This is a genomic window from Phenylobacterium sp., from assembly GCF_036502675.1.
In the GTDB taxonomy this organism is placed as follows: Bacteria; Pseudomonadota; Alphaproteobacteria; order Caulobacterales; family Caulobacteraceae; genus Phenylobacterium.
Map to the genome: position 1 here is coordinate 1 of NZ_DASXYF010000076.1, position 16136 is coordinate 16136.

Genomic DNA, 16136 nt, shown 5'->3' on the forward strand with positions numbered 1-16136 from the left:
CGCCCCCTACTACGAGCACCACTGGCGTCCCGGCGACTTCGTGATCTGGGACAATTTCGGCGTCCAGCACAGGCGCCCCTACATGCCGCCCGGAATCGTCCGCAAAATGCGCGTGTTCGAAGGCGTCACCGAACGGTAGGATCTCTACAAGACCGACTTCGAAAAGACAGCAAGCGCCATGGAGCTTCATGATGCCAGCACATCCGCTGGACGGAACCATCCGCAAGGATTTCGTGCCGAAGGACGACTACATCAGTCGTGAAGTCCTGGAGCTGGAGAAGGAGCGGCTCTGGAGCGAGGTGTGGCTGATGGCCTGCCGCGAGGAGCAGGTGGAGGCTCCGGGCGACTATGCTGTCTTCGACATCGCCGACGAGTCGATCCTGGTGCTGCGCACGCAGAAGGGCGAACTCAAGGCTTTCTACAACGTCTGCCAGCATCGCGGCCGGCGGCTGAAAGACGACGGGGGGGGCAACACCGGCAGTTCGCTGTTCTGCCCGTTTCACGCCTGGCGCTACGACCTCGACGGCGTGCCCACCCGCATCACCGCGCGGGAGGACTGGGACGGCTGCCCGCACTTCGACAACGCCGACCTGAGCCTGAAGCCCGTGCGGGTCGACACCTGGGGCGGCTGGGTGTGGATCAGCATGAAGCCGGACATCGAGCCCTTGCTCGACTACCTGTCCCCGGTGCCGGAACTCTATAACAACTTCGAATTCGAGAAGTGCCGCATCGGCTGGTACGTGACCCTGCGCCTGCCCTGCAACTGGAAGACCATGCTCGACGCCTTCAACGAGGCGTACCACGTCGAGGGCACCCACCCGCAAGTGCTCAAGTTCGGCGGCATGGGAAAGAAGGTCCCGACCGTGACCGTCGGCCGTCACGGCAACCTGCGCGTCGATCGCAACATCACGGCGTCGCGCACCCAGGCCCTCGCCGAAGGTGGGCCGAAGGTCGATATTCGCGCCACCTTGCTCGCCTCCAGCAAGGAGATCAACGACACGCTGCACGCGCTTCAGACCGAATACACCGTGGCCGCGGCCGAACGGCTGATGACCGAGGTCCCGGCCGACACGCCGCCCGCGGAGATCATGGCCACCTTCCGGAAGTTCCACCGCGAGGAGATGGAGAAGGCCGGCGCCGAATGGCCCGCGAAGCTCACCGACCAGGACGTCGCCGAGGCCGGCGGCACCTGGCACGTCTTCCCCAACGCCATCATCCTGTCGGCCTATGACGGCGCAATGAGCTACCGTTCGCGGCCCGACGGCGACGACGTGAATTCCTGCCTGTTCGACGTCTGGTGGCAGGGCCGGTACGGACCCGGCCGCCAACCGGACTGGACGCACGAAACCTTCAACGATCCGGCGGACTTCAAGGGCCGCAACCCGTTCCTGGAGCAGGACTTCGGCAACATCAGGCAGGTCCAGCGGGGCATGCGTTCCCGAGGCTTCACCGGGGCGCGCACCAACCCGTACCAGGAAGCGACCATCCCCAACTTCCACCGGGTTCTGCACAGCTATCTGAACGGCCGGCCCCAAGCGCAGACCGCCGAAGCCGCTGAATAGCGGCCCAGAGCCACCTGCCGTACTATCAGGCGATGGCTTGCGCAAAATAAGCTTGCTTCGGCAGTCTCGAACATTCGAGCACCGCCGCATTCGCGCCCTACAACAACCTTGTCGTAGACAAGTCGCGCTTCGCACCGCTCCAGGACCCTGAATGGATATCCGGACCCTACGGGCCTTCATCGCAGCGGCCGAGGCGGAGAACCTTAGCCGTGCCGCTGAACGCCTCAACGTGGTGCAGTCCGCCCTCTCCTACCAGATCCGCAGCCTCGAAGAAGAGCTCCAGGTCGAACTCTTCGTCCGCCAGGGCCGCCGGATCCGCCTCTCCGCCATAGGCAAGGTTTTTCTCGAGGACGCCCACAAGGTGCTCGAGGCCATGACCCAGGCGAGCCGACGCGTCGAGCGGGCGGTGAAAGGTTCAGTCGGCGAACTGCGCATCGGGGTCGAGACGGTAGGGTCGCGAAACAAGATCGTATCCGAAGCGCTGCTGGCGTTTCGGGAGCGATTTCCCGAAGTGGCGCTGGAACTCTCGCCGCTCACGGTGGGCGCAATCCTGGATGCGATCCACAGCGGCAAGATCGACGCGGGCTTCGTGCAAATGGCCTGGCATGACCCCAGCCTGGATACGATCTGCTTCCAGAAAGCCGATTGGCTGCTTGTGCTGCCGAGGACGCACCCTCTCACGAAGCGCAGCACACTGAGGTTGCGCGACCTGGAGGGCGAACCGTTCGTATGGCGCCCAAGAAGGGTTTCACCCCTGGTGTACGACCGGATGCTGGCGACCTGCATCATGGGCGGCCTGGTCCCGAACATCGCGCAGGAAGCCTACAACGAAGACCTGATGATCAACCTGGTCTCCGTCGGCCTCGGCGTCTGCTTCCTCGTCGAGACCGCCAAGCTCTATTGTCCCGAGAATCTCGTCGTCTTCCGCAAGGTCGAAGACTTTTCGATGCCGGTCGAGCTCAGCCTGGCCTGGCGGCGCGACAACAATTCCCGAACCCTGCATGACATGGTGGGGATTCTGGAAGCGCTCAATCGATCCGGCGACGGCTGATCCGGCGAGGGCCGCCTTCGGCGGCTGCGGCCCCCTCCCTCACGCCAGCAGGGCGACGCTAGTGAGGATGAGGCGCACCAGTTCCGCCTGCCGGTTTACGCCGACCTTCGCAAACACCCGCTTTGCGTAGGTCCGGGCTGTATTCTCCTTCACGCCAAGCGCCTCGGCCGCTTCCGCCAGGGACATGCCGCTCGAGAGAAATTTGGCCAGCGTCGCCTCGGTGACCGTCAACCCGAACAGGCGTGAAATGAACCGCTCCGGAGCAAGCTTCTGTCGGGAAGAGTCGCTGACATACACGATCGCTCTCGGGTCGAAGTCATTGTCGAACGACCCCATCGTCGGCACCGCCCTGACAAGAATACCGAGGCGCTGTCCATCGGACTGGTCCACGTTCATCGCTTCGGCGCAAGCGCCCGAGCGCCTCGCCAGACCCCATTCACAAGCTTTCCGGATGAGGGCGTTCAGTTCCGTGTTTTCGGATTTCCGGTCGAGCGCAAGCCGGTTGTCGGCGATCGTTATCCCCTTGTTCTCTTCCACAAGGCGTCGTCCAACAGCGTTGGTCGCGACCACCCGTCCACAGCCGTCGAGGAAATATGTCCCGATGGTCAGGCGATCCAGCGTTTCGGACAAGATCCGCCGTTCGCTCTCCTCGCGACGAATCCGAGCGTAAACGCTCAGGGAAACTTGGAGATGCGGGAGCAACTCCAGAATGAAATCTTTCTCGTCTTGGCCGAACGGAGGCGAGCCCTCGACGTTCATCAGCCCGATGTTGCAGGTCCACCCGCTCGGCTCGGAGAAGTTCATCCCCAGCTGATGGCGAATGCCGTAGGGCCGGATAATCCTCTCATAGAACTCGGTGTTCTTGTACAGGTCCCAGGACATGACTTCGTCCAGGGTGAACAGGTCGCCCGGCCTTTCGAGGGCCCGCGCCAGCGGATCGAGGTGCGCAAGGCGAGCATGTTCCGCAGCTGTCGGGCGGCCGGCGCCCGGCTCGGCCGCCTCACCTTCCATGACCACCAGCGGCTTCGCGCCAAGCCGTCCCGGGCGGATGAGGATCGCGGCGAAGCTGCAGCCCATTCGCCGACGCAGAACCCGCAGGCAGGCTTTCCAGGGCGTCGGCTCGATGGGGCCCCGGTAGATATGGCTGATGAGTTCGTCTACCGGCGCGATCCGTTTGATCGGAGGAGCGACATGCGGGACCGACCAATTTTCATCGACAACGGCGAGATGGCGACCAGAATTTGCAACGAGCCTCTGACCCCGTCGGATGATTGATACATCCATGCTCTCGCTCCCGTTCGATCACCGGCAAGCACGTCTTGCGGTGTTCACATGCGAGTTATTCGGGGTGGGAGATCTGACCGCCTCCATGGTTGACATTTGTTCAGGATGGCGCATCGCGCCCCCTGAGAAATATTCCCGTTACCCTAGTCTCGCATTATTGTCGTTGTTGCCTCAAACACTACCTCGGATGAAGGCAGGATATAACTGATATTAACTGCCATATTTAGCAAAAATATTCATAAGCGCGGCAGGGGCCGGGGCTCGGAGGCAAACCCTCGTCGATCTGCATTGCTTGCGGCGCACCCGCCGGCCGGAAGATGTGGACCGTCCGCGACGCGGAGGAGGCGCGCGAAGCCCTGTGGCTCCGTCCTTGAGCCGTTCAGTTTCGCTGTGGACGCCGATCGAGGATCAGCCGGTCTTGCTGAGCTTGCGGCGCATCGCTTCGTGCAGCACCGCGCTCTCCTCGCCGATGTGCAGGATGCTCTGACCGAGCCTCTCGACCATCCGCGAGGCGCCCGGATCGGCGTCCGCGCACAGGTTGATGGTCAGCTTGGCCATGCCGATCGTCTCGACCGGCTGGACCGCCAGATGGCGACAGAATTCCATGACCTTGGCTTCGAACTCGTCGTCGGCGTAGACCGCGTGCGCGAGACCTATCGTCCGGGCGAGGTCCGCATCGACGGCCTGCCCCCCCATGATCATCCACTTGGACCAATGGGGCCCCACCAGCCGGGTCAACCGGCTGACGCCCCCGGACGCCGGGATGGCGCCCAGCTTGTTCTCCGGCAACGCGTAGCTGGCGCTCTTCGCCGCCAGGCGGAAATCGCAGGAAAGGGACATCTCCAGACCGCCGCCCATGCAGGTGGCTTGGTGGGCCGCGACGAACGGCTTCTCGATCGCCTCCATCTGGTCGTAGAGCGGCTGCATCCCGGACATCATCTCCGTCCGGTACCATTCGCGGATCGCGGAAGTGCTCTTGGGGTCCGGGCCGGTTCCGCTGCGGTCGAGCTGGTCGGCGCCGGCGCTGAAGTAGCGGCCGGTGGCGCGGAGCAGGAACACCCGCAGGTCAGGCCGTTGGGCGTAGGTCTGCACCGCTTCGCGAATGCCCCGGATCATCTGCTGATTGATGGCGTTCAGCTTCGCCGGCCGGTTCAGCGTGCAGATGATGATGCCGGGTTCTTCGCTAACGATCAGGGGGGCGTCGGTCATTGGGGCTTCCATAGTCAGTCGCGGCTGCAGGGCGGAGCGGGCGACCTTATTCGGGGCTGTCGAGCTTCAAGACAAGCCCCCCGCCGCACCCCGTTCATGCGCCGCATCGAGAAAGATCTGGCGGAGCGCCAAAACGTCGAGCTTGAACGACGGCGTGCGCGGCAGCGCCTCCACCTGGCGATACTCGACCGGCAGGTGGGTGGCGGGCAGGATCCCCCGCAGATGAATTTCAAGCTCCTTGTGCGACGGTGCGGCGGCGCCCGGACGCAGTTCGAAGGCCGCGACCGGGATCTCGCCCAGGCGCCGGTCGGGCACGCCGACCACGGCGGCGGCGGAGACCGCCGGGTGCGATTGCAGGGCGGTGACCACGACCTCGGGCACGATCTTGAAGCCGCCGCGCATGATCGCGCCGTCGCTACGTCCCCGGTGATAGAGGAAGCCGTCCTCGTCCACCACGGCGAGATCCGTGGTGTGGATCCAGTGCGGGCCCATCCGCGAGGCCTGCACCTCCAGCACCCCCTGCGCCCCGGGCGGCAGGATGGCGCCCGTCTCTTGGTCCACGACCCGGAACTGCGCCCCGGCCCAGGGGCGGCCGACCGAACCGAACTTCGCTTCGCCGAACTTGGCGTGGTCTTCCGGGGTCATGGCGGACACCACGCCGCCGAATTCGGTCGCCCCGTAGGAGAGCAGGATGGTGACGCCGTAGCGTTCCTCGAACTTGCGGTGCACGCCGGGGTCGACCGGCGCCGCGCCGGCCCGCATGTACTTGATGCTGGCGAGGTCCTCCACGGGGATGTTCGCGTCGAGCACCATGCCGAACCCGGCCGACGGCATGCCGCTGACGACCGGCCGATATTCCCGCACGTACTTCAGCCAGCCCTCGACCGAGAACTTTTCCAGCATGATGATCGGCTGGCGCACGGCGACCAGCGGCAGGTAGCCGTAGACGCCGGCGATATTGCCGAACGGATGGTAATGCAGGGCCGGCGTGGCAGGATCGATCGCCCGCTGGGTCGCGCTCGACTCGTTCACCATGGCGCGGTGAATGAGGTCGTAGTCCATGTGGAAGATCTTCGGAGGCCCGGTGGTCCCGCTCGTGAGCAGGCCGATCCCTGGCTTTTCCGCCGCTGCACGGTGCGGCGCGGCGCGGTCGAACGCCGTTCCTGCAACCACATAGGCGTCAGGCTCCAACGCGACGCCGAGGATCCCAAGCCGCGCCGCCGCGTCGCGCACAGGCTGCCCCCAGAGAGCGGCCGGCGCTACGACCGCGGCGCACCGCAGGTCCTCGAGCTTCCGCGCGATCGCTTCCATCGACTGGTAGGCGTAGATCATCACGACGTCGCGGCGTCCGGCGATGAGGCCCAGCAGGGCCGCGGCGCATTCCGCCGTATTGCGAGGAACAAATCCGACGGCCTGGTCCGGTCCGACGCCGGATTCCGTGAGCCTGGCCTCGACGCTTTCCGCGACGCCCCGAACCCAGCCCCAGTCACGCCAGACGCCCTGGCTCTGCAGAGCGCGCTGCGCCGGCGGCCCGTGAAGGGCGTCCAGGACCATCGCATCCAGCATGCCTCGACGCTCCCTCTCCGGACTTTGCATGCCTGCGAATACCGCCCTGAATTATATCCATACTGAAATATTATTTAGTATTTCAGCTCATCCGGAGAATTATATTCTAAGCTGGTTTCCCGCAACCACCATCTGTGGGCAATCATCCCGGCCGGCCGCCCGGCATCGTCGGGGCGTTGCGCGCGGCTCCGCCGCCTGGGCGCATTATTGTCCCTAGATGGTGATTGAGCGCGCCACGGGCCTCATGAAATCCTTAGTACACTGGATTGAAGGGGCCGGCGATGACTGCGTACACCCTGCTAGTCATGACCAACGCCGTGAAAGGTCGTGAGGACGAATACAATGACTGGTACAGCAATCGACACTCGGAGGATTTGCTGAAGATCGACGGCGTGCTTGGCGTCAGGAGGTTCAAGCGTCCCGATGGCGAGTTCGGGCGCTATAAGTACATCGCGCTTTACGACATCGAGACCGACCAGCCCGCGGCCGTGATGGCGGAGCTTGCGAAACGGGGCGGGACCGACGCCCTGCCGATATCAAGCGCCATGGACAAGAACGTGTCGGCGATCCTGTATGAGGCCGTCGCCCCGCCGATCAAGGCCTAGGTCCTGTGCGGCCTCACCCCCCCTTGGCCTTAATCAGCGGGGTGATCGGCTCGTAGAAGGTGACCGACGTCCGCAGGTCCAGGGCGTCCGAGATCGGCATCCGGCCTTCGGCGACCCGCTGCGAAATCTTCGCCATGGCGGTCTCGGTGTCGACCGACTCGGCGTCGTACAGCGCCATGTACCGATGCGAAGATTCGAACCCGTCGACGATGCGGAACCGCTGCGCCGCCGTATAATCGTCGATATCCAGCACCGCCCCGAGGTGATGCTCGTTGTACCATTTGTTGTATTCGTCTTCGCGCCCTTCCATCGGGTTGGACATTACGACCAGCTTGTATTGCGGCATTTCAGAGCCTCGTTTCTGGGTGGAAGGCCGCTGCGATCGCCTCGCGAGCGGGGTTCCGGCAAAGCGCCGGTGGCGTCGCGCTCAGGACTCCGGATCCGCGATCCGAGCATCGCGAAGCTTCAGCTTCGGCGGAAAACCCGCCGAATTCTACGGCGCTCGCATACGTCTCGTTCGTCATGACGGGTCTGCAGAGTAATATCGGCGAGCCGGAGCCCAAATACCAAATGGTGACTGTCTATTCGAGCCAGGCGCCATCCCGGCGGTGCGCCACGGGCGGCGGCTGGGGCGTCGATCGAACGCAGGCGGCGACTTCAGAGCTTCGCAACGCATTGGCGATCAGGCGACTTCGGGACGTTCCTGGAGAACCACACCGCAGTCAAGCAGTCGGCGCCGGCGGCGGACCGCCCTTCCATAGAAATAGAGATATCTAATATTTAGACAGCTATATGTTTCCCATGAGACCACCCCTGGAACCTCCGTTCGGCTTCCTCCTCAGCCAGACCGCCAAGCGGCTTGGCCGGGCATTCGATGACGCGCTCGCGGCCGCGGGGGGTGACGGCCGCGGTCCTGGCGCGGGCGGGCGCGAAGGTGATGCTTGCGGCGCGCGACGGGGACGCCCTCGCGGCGGTGGCAGGCGAAATCCGCAGCGAGGGGTACGAAGCCCGTTGCGTCACTGTCGACGTCGGCGACGAGAGCTCTGTCGCGCGCCTGATCAAGCGCGTGCTCGACGACTTCGGACGGCTCGACGTGGCGTTCAACAACGTGACCGACGGCACGGTCCCTCAGGCGCTCGCCGACATGGAAGTCGATGACTTCGATCGGGCTATCCGGACGAATATCCGTGGGACCTTCCTCGGCATGAAGCACCAGATTCCGACCATGCTCGCATCCGGAGGCGGCTCGATCATCAACATGGCGTCGCTGGCCGGCGTGCAAGGCGTGGCCAATCTCGCGGGTTATGTGACCGGCAAGGCCGGCGTCATCGCCCTCACCAAGGTCGCAGCCCTCGACTATGCCGACCGCGGCGTCCGCGTGAACGTTCTGGCTCCGGGACCGATCCTTACCCATCACCTGAAGGCGGCCGGCGAGCAGGCGCAACGACAGGCCGCCCCGGCGACGCCGATGCGGCGCGTCGGCGCACCCGAGGAGGTCGCTAACGCCGTTCTTTGGCTTGGCTCGAACAAGAGCGGGTTCGTCACCGGCGTCACCTTGCCAATTGACGGAGGCCAATCAGCGGGAATGAAACCAGAGCGGATGTACCGCCAGTCCCAGGGCGCGGCGCAGGTCGAGGCCTGAGGTCGAGCGCTGGGGACAGCTCGCGCCAGCACTGGACGTTGGCGCCCGGCCGGAGAGCTCGCCTTGCCCGGCCGCCGGAGGTCCGCTGTTGACGGGTAAAGACTGGCGCGGGCGAACGTGCGGGGTGGCGAAAGCGGAATGAGCGGTGTTGGCGGGCCGGCGGAATTCCGCTCTACCGGGCCGCCGCCGGCATCGCGCCGCCCAGCGCCAGGTAGAGCTGCACGGTGTCGGCCAGGCGCTGGGCCTTCGCCTGGGACCTGCCGAGCTGGGCCTGCGCCAGCCGCCGCTCGGCGTCGAGCACGTCGAGGATCCCGGAATTGCCGGCCGCATAGCTGCGCCGGGCGAGATCGAGGGCCGAAGCCGCCGTGTCGGCGGCCTGCGCCTGGGCGCGGAGCTGGTCGGCGTCGTTGGCCAGGGCCTGCAGCCGGTCGGCCACCTCGCCGAAGGCCTTCAGCACGGTCTGCCGGTAGCTGGCGATGGCGGCGTCGTAGCGGCGGGCGGCGGCGCGGCGCTCGGCGTTGAGCCGGCCGCCGTTGAACAGCGGCTGGGTAAGGTTGGCCGCGAACGCCCAGGCCGAGGCGCCGCCCTGGGCGAGGCCGCCGGGCGTCAGGGCCTGTTGGGTGAAGGCCCCGGTGATCTCGATCTTCGGATAGAGGTTGGCGGTCGCCACGCCGATGGCGGCGCTGGCGGCGTGGACCTGGGCCTCGGCGGCCAGGATGTCGGGGCGGCGGTGCGCCAGTTCGGAGGGCAGGCTGGCGGCGATCTCCGAGGGCAGGGTGAAGTCGGCCAGGGCGAAGTCGGGCGCCGTCCAGTCCGCCGGCGCCTGGCCGGTCAACACCGCCAGGGCGTGGCGCGCCGTGCTCTCCTGCTGGCGAAGCGGCGGCATGAGGGTGCGGTCGCTGGCGAGCTGGCTCTCGGCGCTGAGCAGCTGGGTGCGGGTCCCCGACCCCACCCGGATCGCGGTGCGGATCAGCGCCACGTTCCGCTCGTCGTCGGCCAGCACCGTCTCGAGATCCGCGGTCTGGCTTCTGGCCGCGGCGACCGCCAGGGCCTGGGCGGCGACGTTGGCGCTCAGCGTCAGGCGGGCCGCCTCCAGCTCGTAGCCGCGATATTCCGCGTAGGCGGCCTTGGCCTCCTCCGCCCGCTTCGCGCCGCCGAAGATGTCCAGGGGCGCGCGGGCGGTGGGCCCCACGCTGTAGTAGGTGAAGGGCGGCACGGAGAGCTCGAGAGGCCCGAACAGCGCCGCGCCATATTTCTGACGGCCCGCCGTCGCGCCCAGGGCCGCCTCCGGCAGGCGGGCGGCCGCCGCGGCCCTGACATCGTCCTGCGCCTCGGCCAGGCGGGCCCTGGCGACGGCGAGGTCCTGGTTGTTGGCCAGCGCCAGGGTGATGACGCGGTCGAGCGCCGGCGCGCGGAACGGCGTCCACCAGTCGCCGGCCTGGGACTGGCCCAGTACGACGGCCTGGTCGGCCGGCGGCGGCGCGTCGCCTGGGGCGGCGTAGGTCGGCGCAGCCCGGGTCTGCGGGCGCACGAAATCGGGCCCGACCGCGCAGGCGCTGAGCATGAGCGCCAGGGCGGCAGCGAGCAGCGGGGCGGGCCGGGTCATTCGAGCACGTGCGGGCGCTCGCCCGGCGCCGGCTTCGTATCGCGCACCAGCAGCAGGAACGGCAGGGTGAGCAGGGTCAGCACCATCATCAGCTTGAAGTCGTCGAGGTAGGCGATGAACGTGCTCTGGTGGGTGATCGCCGCGTCGAGCGCGGCCCGGCCCTTGGCGGTCGTGGGGTCGAGATGCGCGGCGATCGCCGCGGGGTTGGCCGCGGCGTTGTAGGGCGTGACATGCTCGCCCAGGGAGGCGTGCAGCCGCTGGGTGTTCTGGACCAGCAGGAACAGCACCACCGAGATGCCCACCGAGCTGCCGAGGTTGCGCACCAGGTTGAAAAGCGCGGTCCCTTCGTTGCGCAGGCTTCCCGAGAGGGTGGCGAACGCCACGGTCGACGCCGGCACATAGATGATCGCGATCCCGAGACCCTGAACGAGGCCGGAAACGATCACCGGCCAATATCCCATCTGCGGCGAGAACTGGGTCATCTGCCAGAGCGCGAAGGCGGTGATGAGGAAGCCCGCGGCCATGATCAGGCGGACGTTGATCCGTCCGATGATCCGTCCGACGATGATCATGCCCAGGAAGGTTCCCAGGCCGCGCGGCGCGGTCACCAGGCCGGTGAGGACGACGGGATAGCCGAACTGGTTCTGCAGCATCGGCGGCAGCAGGGCCAAGCTGCCGAACAGCACCAGGCCGATCAGGAAGATGAAGGCGTTGGCGGCGACGAAGTTGCGGTCCGTGAACAGCGCCGGGTTCAGGAACGGCCGCTCGCTCGTGAACATGTGGGAGATGAACAGGTAGAAGCCGAGCGCCGCCACGGCCGCCTCGATGACGATTTCGGGGGAGGAGAACCAATCGAGAAGCTGGCCCCGGTCGAGCAGGAGCTGCAGCGCGGTGACGCCCAGGCTGAGCGTTGCGAAGCCCAGGAAGTCGAAGGACGGGCGCTTGGCGGCCCGGCTTTCCGGCATGGTCAGCAGCAGGCCCACGAAAGCCAGCACGCCGATCGGCAGGTTGATGTAGAACACCCACCGCCAGCTCAGATTGTCGGTCAGCCAGCCGCCCAGGGCCGGCCCGAAGATGTTGCCCGCCTGGGCGCTGCCGGCCCAGATCGCCATGGCGCGGCCGAAGTCCTTCGGGTCGTTGATGTCAAAGAGCACGGCCTGGGACAACGGCACGAGCGCCGCGCCGCCCACGCCCTGCAGGAACCGGAACAGCACGATCTGCGGCAGGGTCACGGCCGCGCCGCAGAGCGCCGAGGTGACGGTGAAGAGCACGATCGAGGCCAGGAACACCTTGCGGCGGCCGAAGGCGTTGGCCAGCCAGCCGCTCAGCGGAATCGTGATGGCGGCGGCGACGATGTAGGAGGTGAGCACCCAGCCCATCTGGTCCTGGGTGGCCGAAAGCTCGCCCTGCATGTGGGGCAGGGCGACGTTGGCGATGGTGCTGTCCAGCGATTGCATGATCGTCGCCGCCATCACCGAGGCGGTGATGATGCGGCGGTTGGACGCCGCGGCCAGGACCGTGTCGGCCGTCGCGTCCGTCATCGCTAACCCCCCAGGAAGGGCAGTGCGCGGTGATGCTGGGTGTCGACCTTCACCCGCACGCTCATGCCCGCCGCAAGCGGGGCGGCGGCGCTCCGGCGCCCGACGCTCAGGCGCACGGGCAGGCGCTGGACGACCTTCACCCAGTTGCCGGAAGCGTTCTCCGGCGGCAGCAGGGCGAAGCTGGAGCCGGTGCCGGGGCTGGCGCTCTCCACCGTGGCGTCGAAGGTCTTCGCCGGATAGGCGTCGATCCTGTAGGTCGCGTGCTGGCCTGGGCGCATGTGGGTGACGTCGGTCTCCTTGAAGTTGGCCTCGATCCACATGCGGCGCTGCGAGACCAGGGCGAACAGGGGTGAGGCAGCGTTCACGTAGTCGCCGACCTGCAGCTGCTCGACCTTGGCGGCGACGCCGTCGATCGGGGCGGTCACCACAGTGTAGGAGAGCTCGAGCTTCGCGCGGTCCAGGGCGGCCTGGGCCTGGCGCACGCCGGGCTGCTCGTCGATCGGTTGGACGAGGTTCCCGCCCAGGTCGGCCAGGGCGCTGGCGGATTGCTGGCTGGCGGCGGCCAGCTGCTGGCGCGCCGAGGCCAGATCGTTCGCCGCCTGGTCGAGCTGGGCGTGGGAGGAGATGCCGTCGGCGGCGAGCTGGGTCTGGCGGTCGAACTCGCGCTTACGGTAGGCCAGCGTCGTGCGCATCGATTCCTCGTCGGCTTGGCGCTGCCGGTAGTCGGCCTGCAGCGCGGGGATCTTGCGGCGCGCCACGGCGAGCTGCGCTTCCGCGTCAGCGACGGCGATCTCGAAGCGGCGGGGATCGAGCCGGAACAGCACCTGTCCCGCGCGGACCGCCTGGTTGTCGTGAACGTCCACCTCGCTGACCCGGCCCGGGATATTGGTGCTGACGTCGACGCGCGCGGCCTGGACGTAGGCGTCGTCCGTCGAGGCGTAGCGGCCGCCGGCGAGATAGAAGGCGAGCGCCGCCACCACCGCCAGCGCCGGGCCGCCGATCAGCAGCAGCCGCCGCGGCGCCGACCTGTCCCGACCGCTCCGGCTCTTCGGCGGCGGCTCGGCGGGATCGGCGGATGGCGCCATTTCAGCCATTTCAGGGGGGTCCTCGGCGGGGGTGAGCGGCCGGACGCATACGACGGCTGGTCGCGCCCGTGCGTCCGGCGGAGCTCGTTGCGGCATGTTTTGAAACTCGCGACGCCTTTTGATAAGGGAAAATATTCCGAAGAGGTTATGTGGAAAATTGAAATAATGGGCCGTATCCGGCTTAACGAGCTCGACGCCTTCGCCGCCGTCGCCGAGCATCGGAGCTTCACCAAGGCGGCGGTGCAGGTGGGGATCGCCCTGCCGACCATCAGCCAGACCATCCGCTCGCTGGAAGACCGGCTGGGCGTGCGCCTGTTCAACCGCACCACCCGCAGCGTCGCCCTGACCGCCGCCGGAGGCCGGCTGCTCGCGGAGATCCAGCCGATCCTGGAGGGGCTCGGCCACGCCCTGGAGAGCGTCAACTCGTTCCGCGACAAGCCGATGGGCTCGCTGCGCCTGGCGGTCACGCGCCCGTTCGCCACCCTGCTGCTGGCGCCGCTCGTCCAGCCATTCCTGGCGGAATATCCGGAGATCCGCCTGGAAATCTTCGTCGACGACAGCCGCAGCGACATCGTCAGCGGCCGGTTCGACGCCGGCATCCGCGTGGGCCACCAGGTCGAGCGCGACATGACCACCCTGCGCATCGCCGACGAGTTCCGGATGCTGGCCGTGGCCGCGCCCGGCTATTTGGCGCGCCATCCGAAGCCCGCCGCGCCGCGGGACCTGCACGGCCACAGCTGCATCCAGTTCCGCGTGCCCTGGGACGGCGCCCTCCTGCCGTGGGTGTTCGCCAAGGGCGACCAGCACATCGAGATCGCGGTGGAAGGCCCGCTCATCGTCAACGACCTCGACCTGTGGCTCAGCACCATCCTGGACGGCGTCGGCGTGGGCTACCTGCCCGAGCCGATCGTCGCGGGACATCTCGCGCAGGGGCGGCTGGTGAACCTCCTCGAGGACTGGGGCGGGGAGCGCACCGGCGTCTTCCTCTACCATCCGAGCCGGCGGCAGACGCCCGCGCCGCTGCAGGTGTTCCTGAACTTCATCGAGGAATGGAGTCGCCGCGACGCGCCCTGGTAGACAGCCCGCCAGCGTCGAAACCAAGCCCCGAAGCGGGAGTTTGGGCATGATCCGATTTATCCGTACGCTGGTTGGCGGCGCAGTCCGGCACATGCCGCCACGGCCGCGTACCGGACGAGGCGGCTGGATGTCTCCGGAATCCTCAATCTTAGGAGCGGGTCACGATGCGGGAACGCCTGGAGCCCGAGCTTGGCCTGGACGTCCGTTGACCCCGTGGGCGTGCGCTGGTGGGCCTCGATGTCGAGACCTCGAACCAATTGTTCCTGATTTTCGACGATTGGCACGGCGTTCTTTCTCACCTGAGGGTCGATGATCCTCAGGTGCCGCCGTGTCCCTGACCGATAGCTTCACCCCCACCCTTACAAGCGAACCGCCCGTGCCATGGCCCCGCAAGCGGCGGGTCGCGCCGTTCAGCCTTCGGCTATCCAAAGAGGAACGAGCGCGCCTGATCGATGAGGCCTCGGGCGTGCCGCTCGGGACATATATTCGGGCCAAGGTTCTGGGCGAGACGCCCCCGATCCGCGTGCGGCGATCGGGAATCTCGGTCGAAAATCGCAGGGCGTTCGCCCAACTCGTCGCCGTGCTTGGGCGTTCGCGGCTCGCCAACAATCTCAATCAGCTCGCGCGCCTTGCGCATGTCGGCGCTCTTCCGGTCACGCCAGAACTCGAAGCGGAACTCTCGACCGCTGTCGCCGACGTTCGAGAAATCCGTCGCCTGCTGCTGGTCGCGCTCGGCCTCAAATCCGAGGACGCGCCATGATCCTGAAAGCCTCCCAACGCGGCGGCGGACAAGACCTCGCCGCCCACCTGATGCGTGCGGACGAAAACGAACACGTCCTTGTCCACGAACTGAGCGGTTTCATCTCGGACGACCTGAAAGGCGCGTTCAAGGAAGCGGACGCGATCAGTCGCGGCACGAAATGCCGCCAATATCTTTTCTCGCTGAGCCTCAGCCCGCCGGAAGACGCGAGTGTCGCACCGGACGTGTTCGAGCGCGCGATCGACCGCATCGGTGAACGGCTCGGCCTTGATGGTCAGCCGCGCGCGATCGTCTTCCACGAGAAGGAAGGCCGTCGTCACGCGCATTGCGTCTGGTCGCGCATCGACGCGGAGACGATGACGGCCTGTCACCTCCCTTTCTTCAAACAGAAGCTCATTGAGGTGTCGCGCGATCTGTACCTCGAACACGGGTGGAAGATGCCGCGCGGATTCGAGAACGCCGCCGAGCGCGATCCCACCAACTTCAATCTCGCCGAATGGCAGCAGGCCAAGCGCCAAGGCATCGACCCGCGCTGGCTCAAACAGACATTGCAGGCGTGCTGGTCGGGCTCGGACAACGCGCAGGCGTTCATGCGCAGCCTTGAAGAGCGCGGCTTTATCCGGCCTGAGGAATGCGGCCCCAGCGTCGAAGAGCGCTGCGCCTATATTCTGGAGCGCGAGGCGCTCTATGTGGCGCGGCGCAACCGCGAAGGCCGGTTGTTCGCCATCTACCGCGCCATGGGCATCCGCCTTGAGGAAGATCCATGGTGGGACGAATGGGCCGTCGATCCATGGGAGGAAAAATTTCCGCGCCATGACGGATTTTGTCACGATGACGACTGATCCACCACGCGCAGCTTTCCTAAAGCGATAGACCGGGTGCTGTTGCGGCACCCGGTCCGGCGGTTACATCACGATGCTGATGACTGCGTTGTCTCGGCGTCGTCTACATCGTCTGCGACGATTGCTCGTCACCACTTAGTGCGTGCTGGAGCAAAGGCCGCGACCGCTACCACCCCTACTACCTCTGTCAGAAGCGCAGTTGCGTCGCCTATGGGAAGTCGATCCGGCGCGACAAGATCGAGGGCGATTTTGCAGCGCTGCTGCGCTCGATCGAGCCGACGGACGCGCTCTTCAAAACCGCGCGCG

16 protein-coding genes are annotated in these 16136 nt (G+C 66.5%); 9 read left to right on the forward strand and 7 right to left on the reverse strand.

Features of this window, described 5'->3' with window-relative positions; translation table 11 throughout:
* The 3 genes from VGL30_RS18800 to VGL30_RS09275 all read left to right on the forward strand — a co-directional run.
* Window positions 1–139, forward strand: a 139-nt coding sequence (locus VGL30_RS18800; RefSeq protein WP_414694964.1) for a TauD/TfdA family dioxygenase, incomplete at its 5' end; no start/stop codon positions are given.
* Window positions 140–188: 49 nt separating this feature from the next.
* Window positions 189–1562 (forward strand): aromatic ring-hydroxylating dioxygenase subunit alpha, encoded by a 1374-nt coding sequence (locus VGL30_RS09270; protein ID WP_331539163.1) that lies wholly within the window; start codon window positions 189–191, stop codon window positions 1560–1562.
* A gap of 151 nt (window positions 1563–1713) precedes the next feature.
* Window positions 1714–2613, forward strand: coding sequence for a LysR family transcriptional regulator (locus VGL30_RS09275; protein ID WP_331539165.1), 900 nt, complete (start codon window positions 1714–1716; stop codon window positions 2611–2613).
* Between the two features lie 39 nt (window positions 2614–2652).
* On the opposite strand, the gene VGL30_RS09280 is transcribed toward VGL30_RS09275, so the two are convergent.
* From VGL30_RS09280 to VGL30_RS09290, 3 genes are all read right to left on the reverse strand, one after another.
* Complete coding sequence (locus VGL30_RS09280; protein WP_331539167.1) at window positions 2653–3897, reverse strand: helix-turn-helix transcriptional regulator; 1245 nt, start codon at window positions 3895–3897, stop codon at window positions 2653–2655.
* A gap of 408 nt (window positions 3898–4305) precedes the next feature.
* Entirely contained in the window at window positions 4306–5106 is an 801-nt protein-coding gene (locus VGL30_RS09285; RefSeq protein WP_331539169.1) for an enoyl-CoA hydratase/isomerase family protein, read from the reverse strand.
* Window positions 5107–5172: 66 nt separating this feature from the next.
* Complete coding sequence (locus VGL30_RS09290) at window positions 5173–6672, reverse strand: fatty acid--CoA ligase family protein (protein WP_331539171.1); 1500 nt, start codon at window positions 6670–6672, stop codon at window positions 5173–5175.
* 305 nt (window positions 6673–6977) lie between these two features.
* Here VGL30_RS09290 and VGL30_RS09295 point away from each other — a divergent pair, with 305 nt between their 5' ends.
* Window positions 6978–7277, forward strand: coding sequence for a hypothetical protein (locus VGL30_RS09295; RefSeq protein ID WP_331539173.1), 300 nt, complete (start codon window positions 6978–6980; stop codon window positions 7275–7277).
* Between the two features lie 13 nt (window positions 7278–7290).
* Here VGL30_RS09295 and VGL30_RS09300 read toward each other — a convergent pair whose 3' ends face one another.
* Entirely contained in the window at window positions 7291–7623 is a 333-nt protein-coding gene (locus VGL30_RS09300) for a hypothetical protein (protein WP_331539175.1), read from the reverse strand.
* 513 nt (window positions 7624–8136) lie between these two features.
* On the opposite strand from VGL30_RS09300, the gene VGL30_RS09305 reads away from it, so the two are divergent.
* On the forward strand, window positions 8137–8919 hold the full coding sequence (locus tag VGL30_RS09305) for an SDR family NAD(P)-dependent oxidoreductase (RefSeq protein ID WP_331539177.1): 783 nt from the start codon (window positions 8137–8139) through the stop codon (window positions 8917–8919).
* A gap of 172 nt (window positions 8920–9091) precedes the next feature.
* Here the strand turns inward: VGL30_RS09305 and VGL30_RS09310 are convergent, their stop codons facing one another.
* From VGL30_RS09310 to VGL30_RS09320, 3 genes are read right to left on the reverse strand one after another with little or no spacing between them, the layout of a single operon-like run.
* Entirely contained in the window at window positions 9092–10525 is a 1434-nt protein-coding gene (locus VGL30_RS09310; protein WP_331539178.1) for an efflux transporter outer membrane subunit, read from the reverse strand.
* Window positions 10522–12066: a DHA2 family efflux MFS transporter permease subunit gene (locus VGL30_RS09315; protein WP_331539179.1), complete on the reverse strand. Its 1545-nt coding sequence runs from the start codon at window positions 12064–12066 to the stop codon at window positions 10522–10524. Before VGL30_RS09315 ends, VGL30_RS09310 begins: the two co-directional genes overlap by 4 nt.
* Before the next feature lie 2 nt (window positions 12067–12068).
* Window positions 12069–13151, reverse strand: a complete 1083-nt coding sequence (locus tag VGL30_RS09320) for an HlyD family secretion protein (RefSeq protein ID WP_331539181.1) — start codon at window positions 13149–13151, stop codon at window positions 12069–12071.
* A 165-nt stretch (window positions 13152–13316) separates the two neighbouring features.
* Here VGL30_RS09320 and VGL30_RS09325 point away from each other — a divergent pair, with 165 nt between their 5' ends.
* From VGL30_RS09325 to VGL30_RS18805, 4 genes are all read left to right on the forward strand, one after another.
* Window positions 13317–14228: a LysR family transcriptional regulator gene (locus tag VGL30_RS09325; RefSeq protein ID WP_331539183.1), complete on the forward strand. Its 912-nt coding sequence runs from the start codon at window positions 13317–13319 to the stop codon at window positions 14226–14228.
* A 328-nt stretch (window positions 14229–14556) separates the two neighbouring features.
* Window positions 14557–14988, forward strand: coding sequence for a hypothetical protein (locus VGL30_RS09330; RefSeq protein ID WP_331539185.1), 432 nt, complete (start codon window positions 14557–14559; stop codon window positions 14986–14988).
* Window positions 14985–15830, forward strand: a complete 846-nt coding sequence (locus VGL30_RS09335) for a relaxase/mobilization nuclease domain-containing protein (RefSeq protein ID WP_331539187.1) — start codon at window positions 14985–14987, stop codon at window positions 15828–15830. The genes VGL30_RS09330 and VGL30_RS09335 overlap by 4 nt, the downstream gene beginning before the upstream one ends.
* A gap of 107 nt (window positions 15831–15937) precedes the next feature.
* The coding region (locus tag VGL30_RS18805) for a recombinase zinc beta ribbon domain-containing protein (protein WP_414694969.1) at window positions 15938–16136 on the forward strand (199 nt) is incomplete at its 3' end.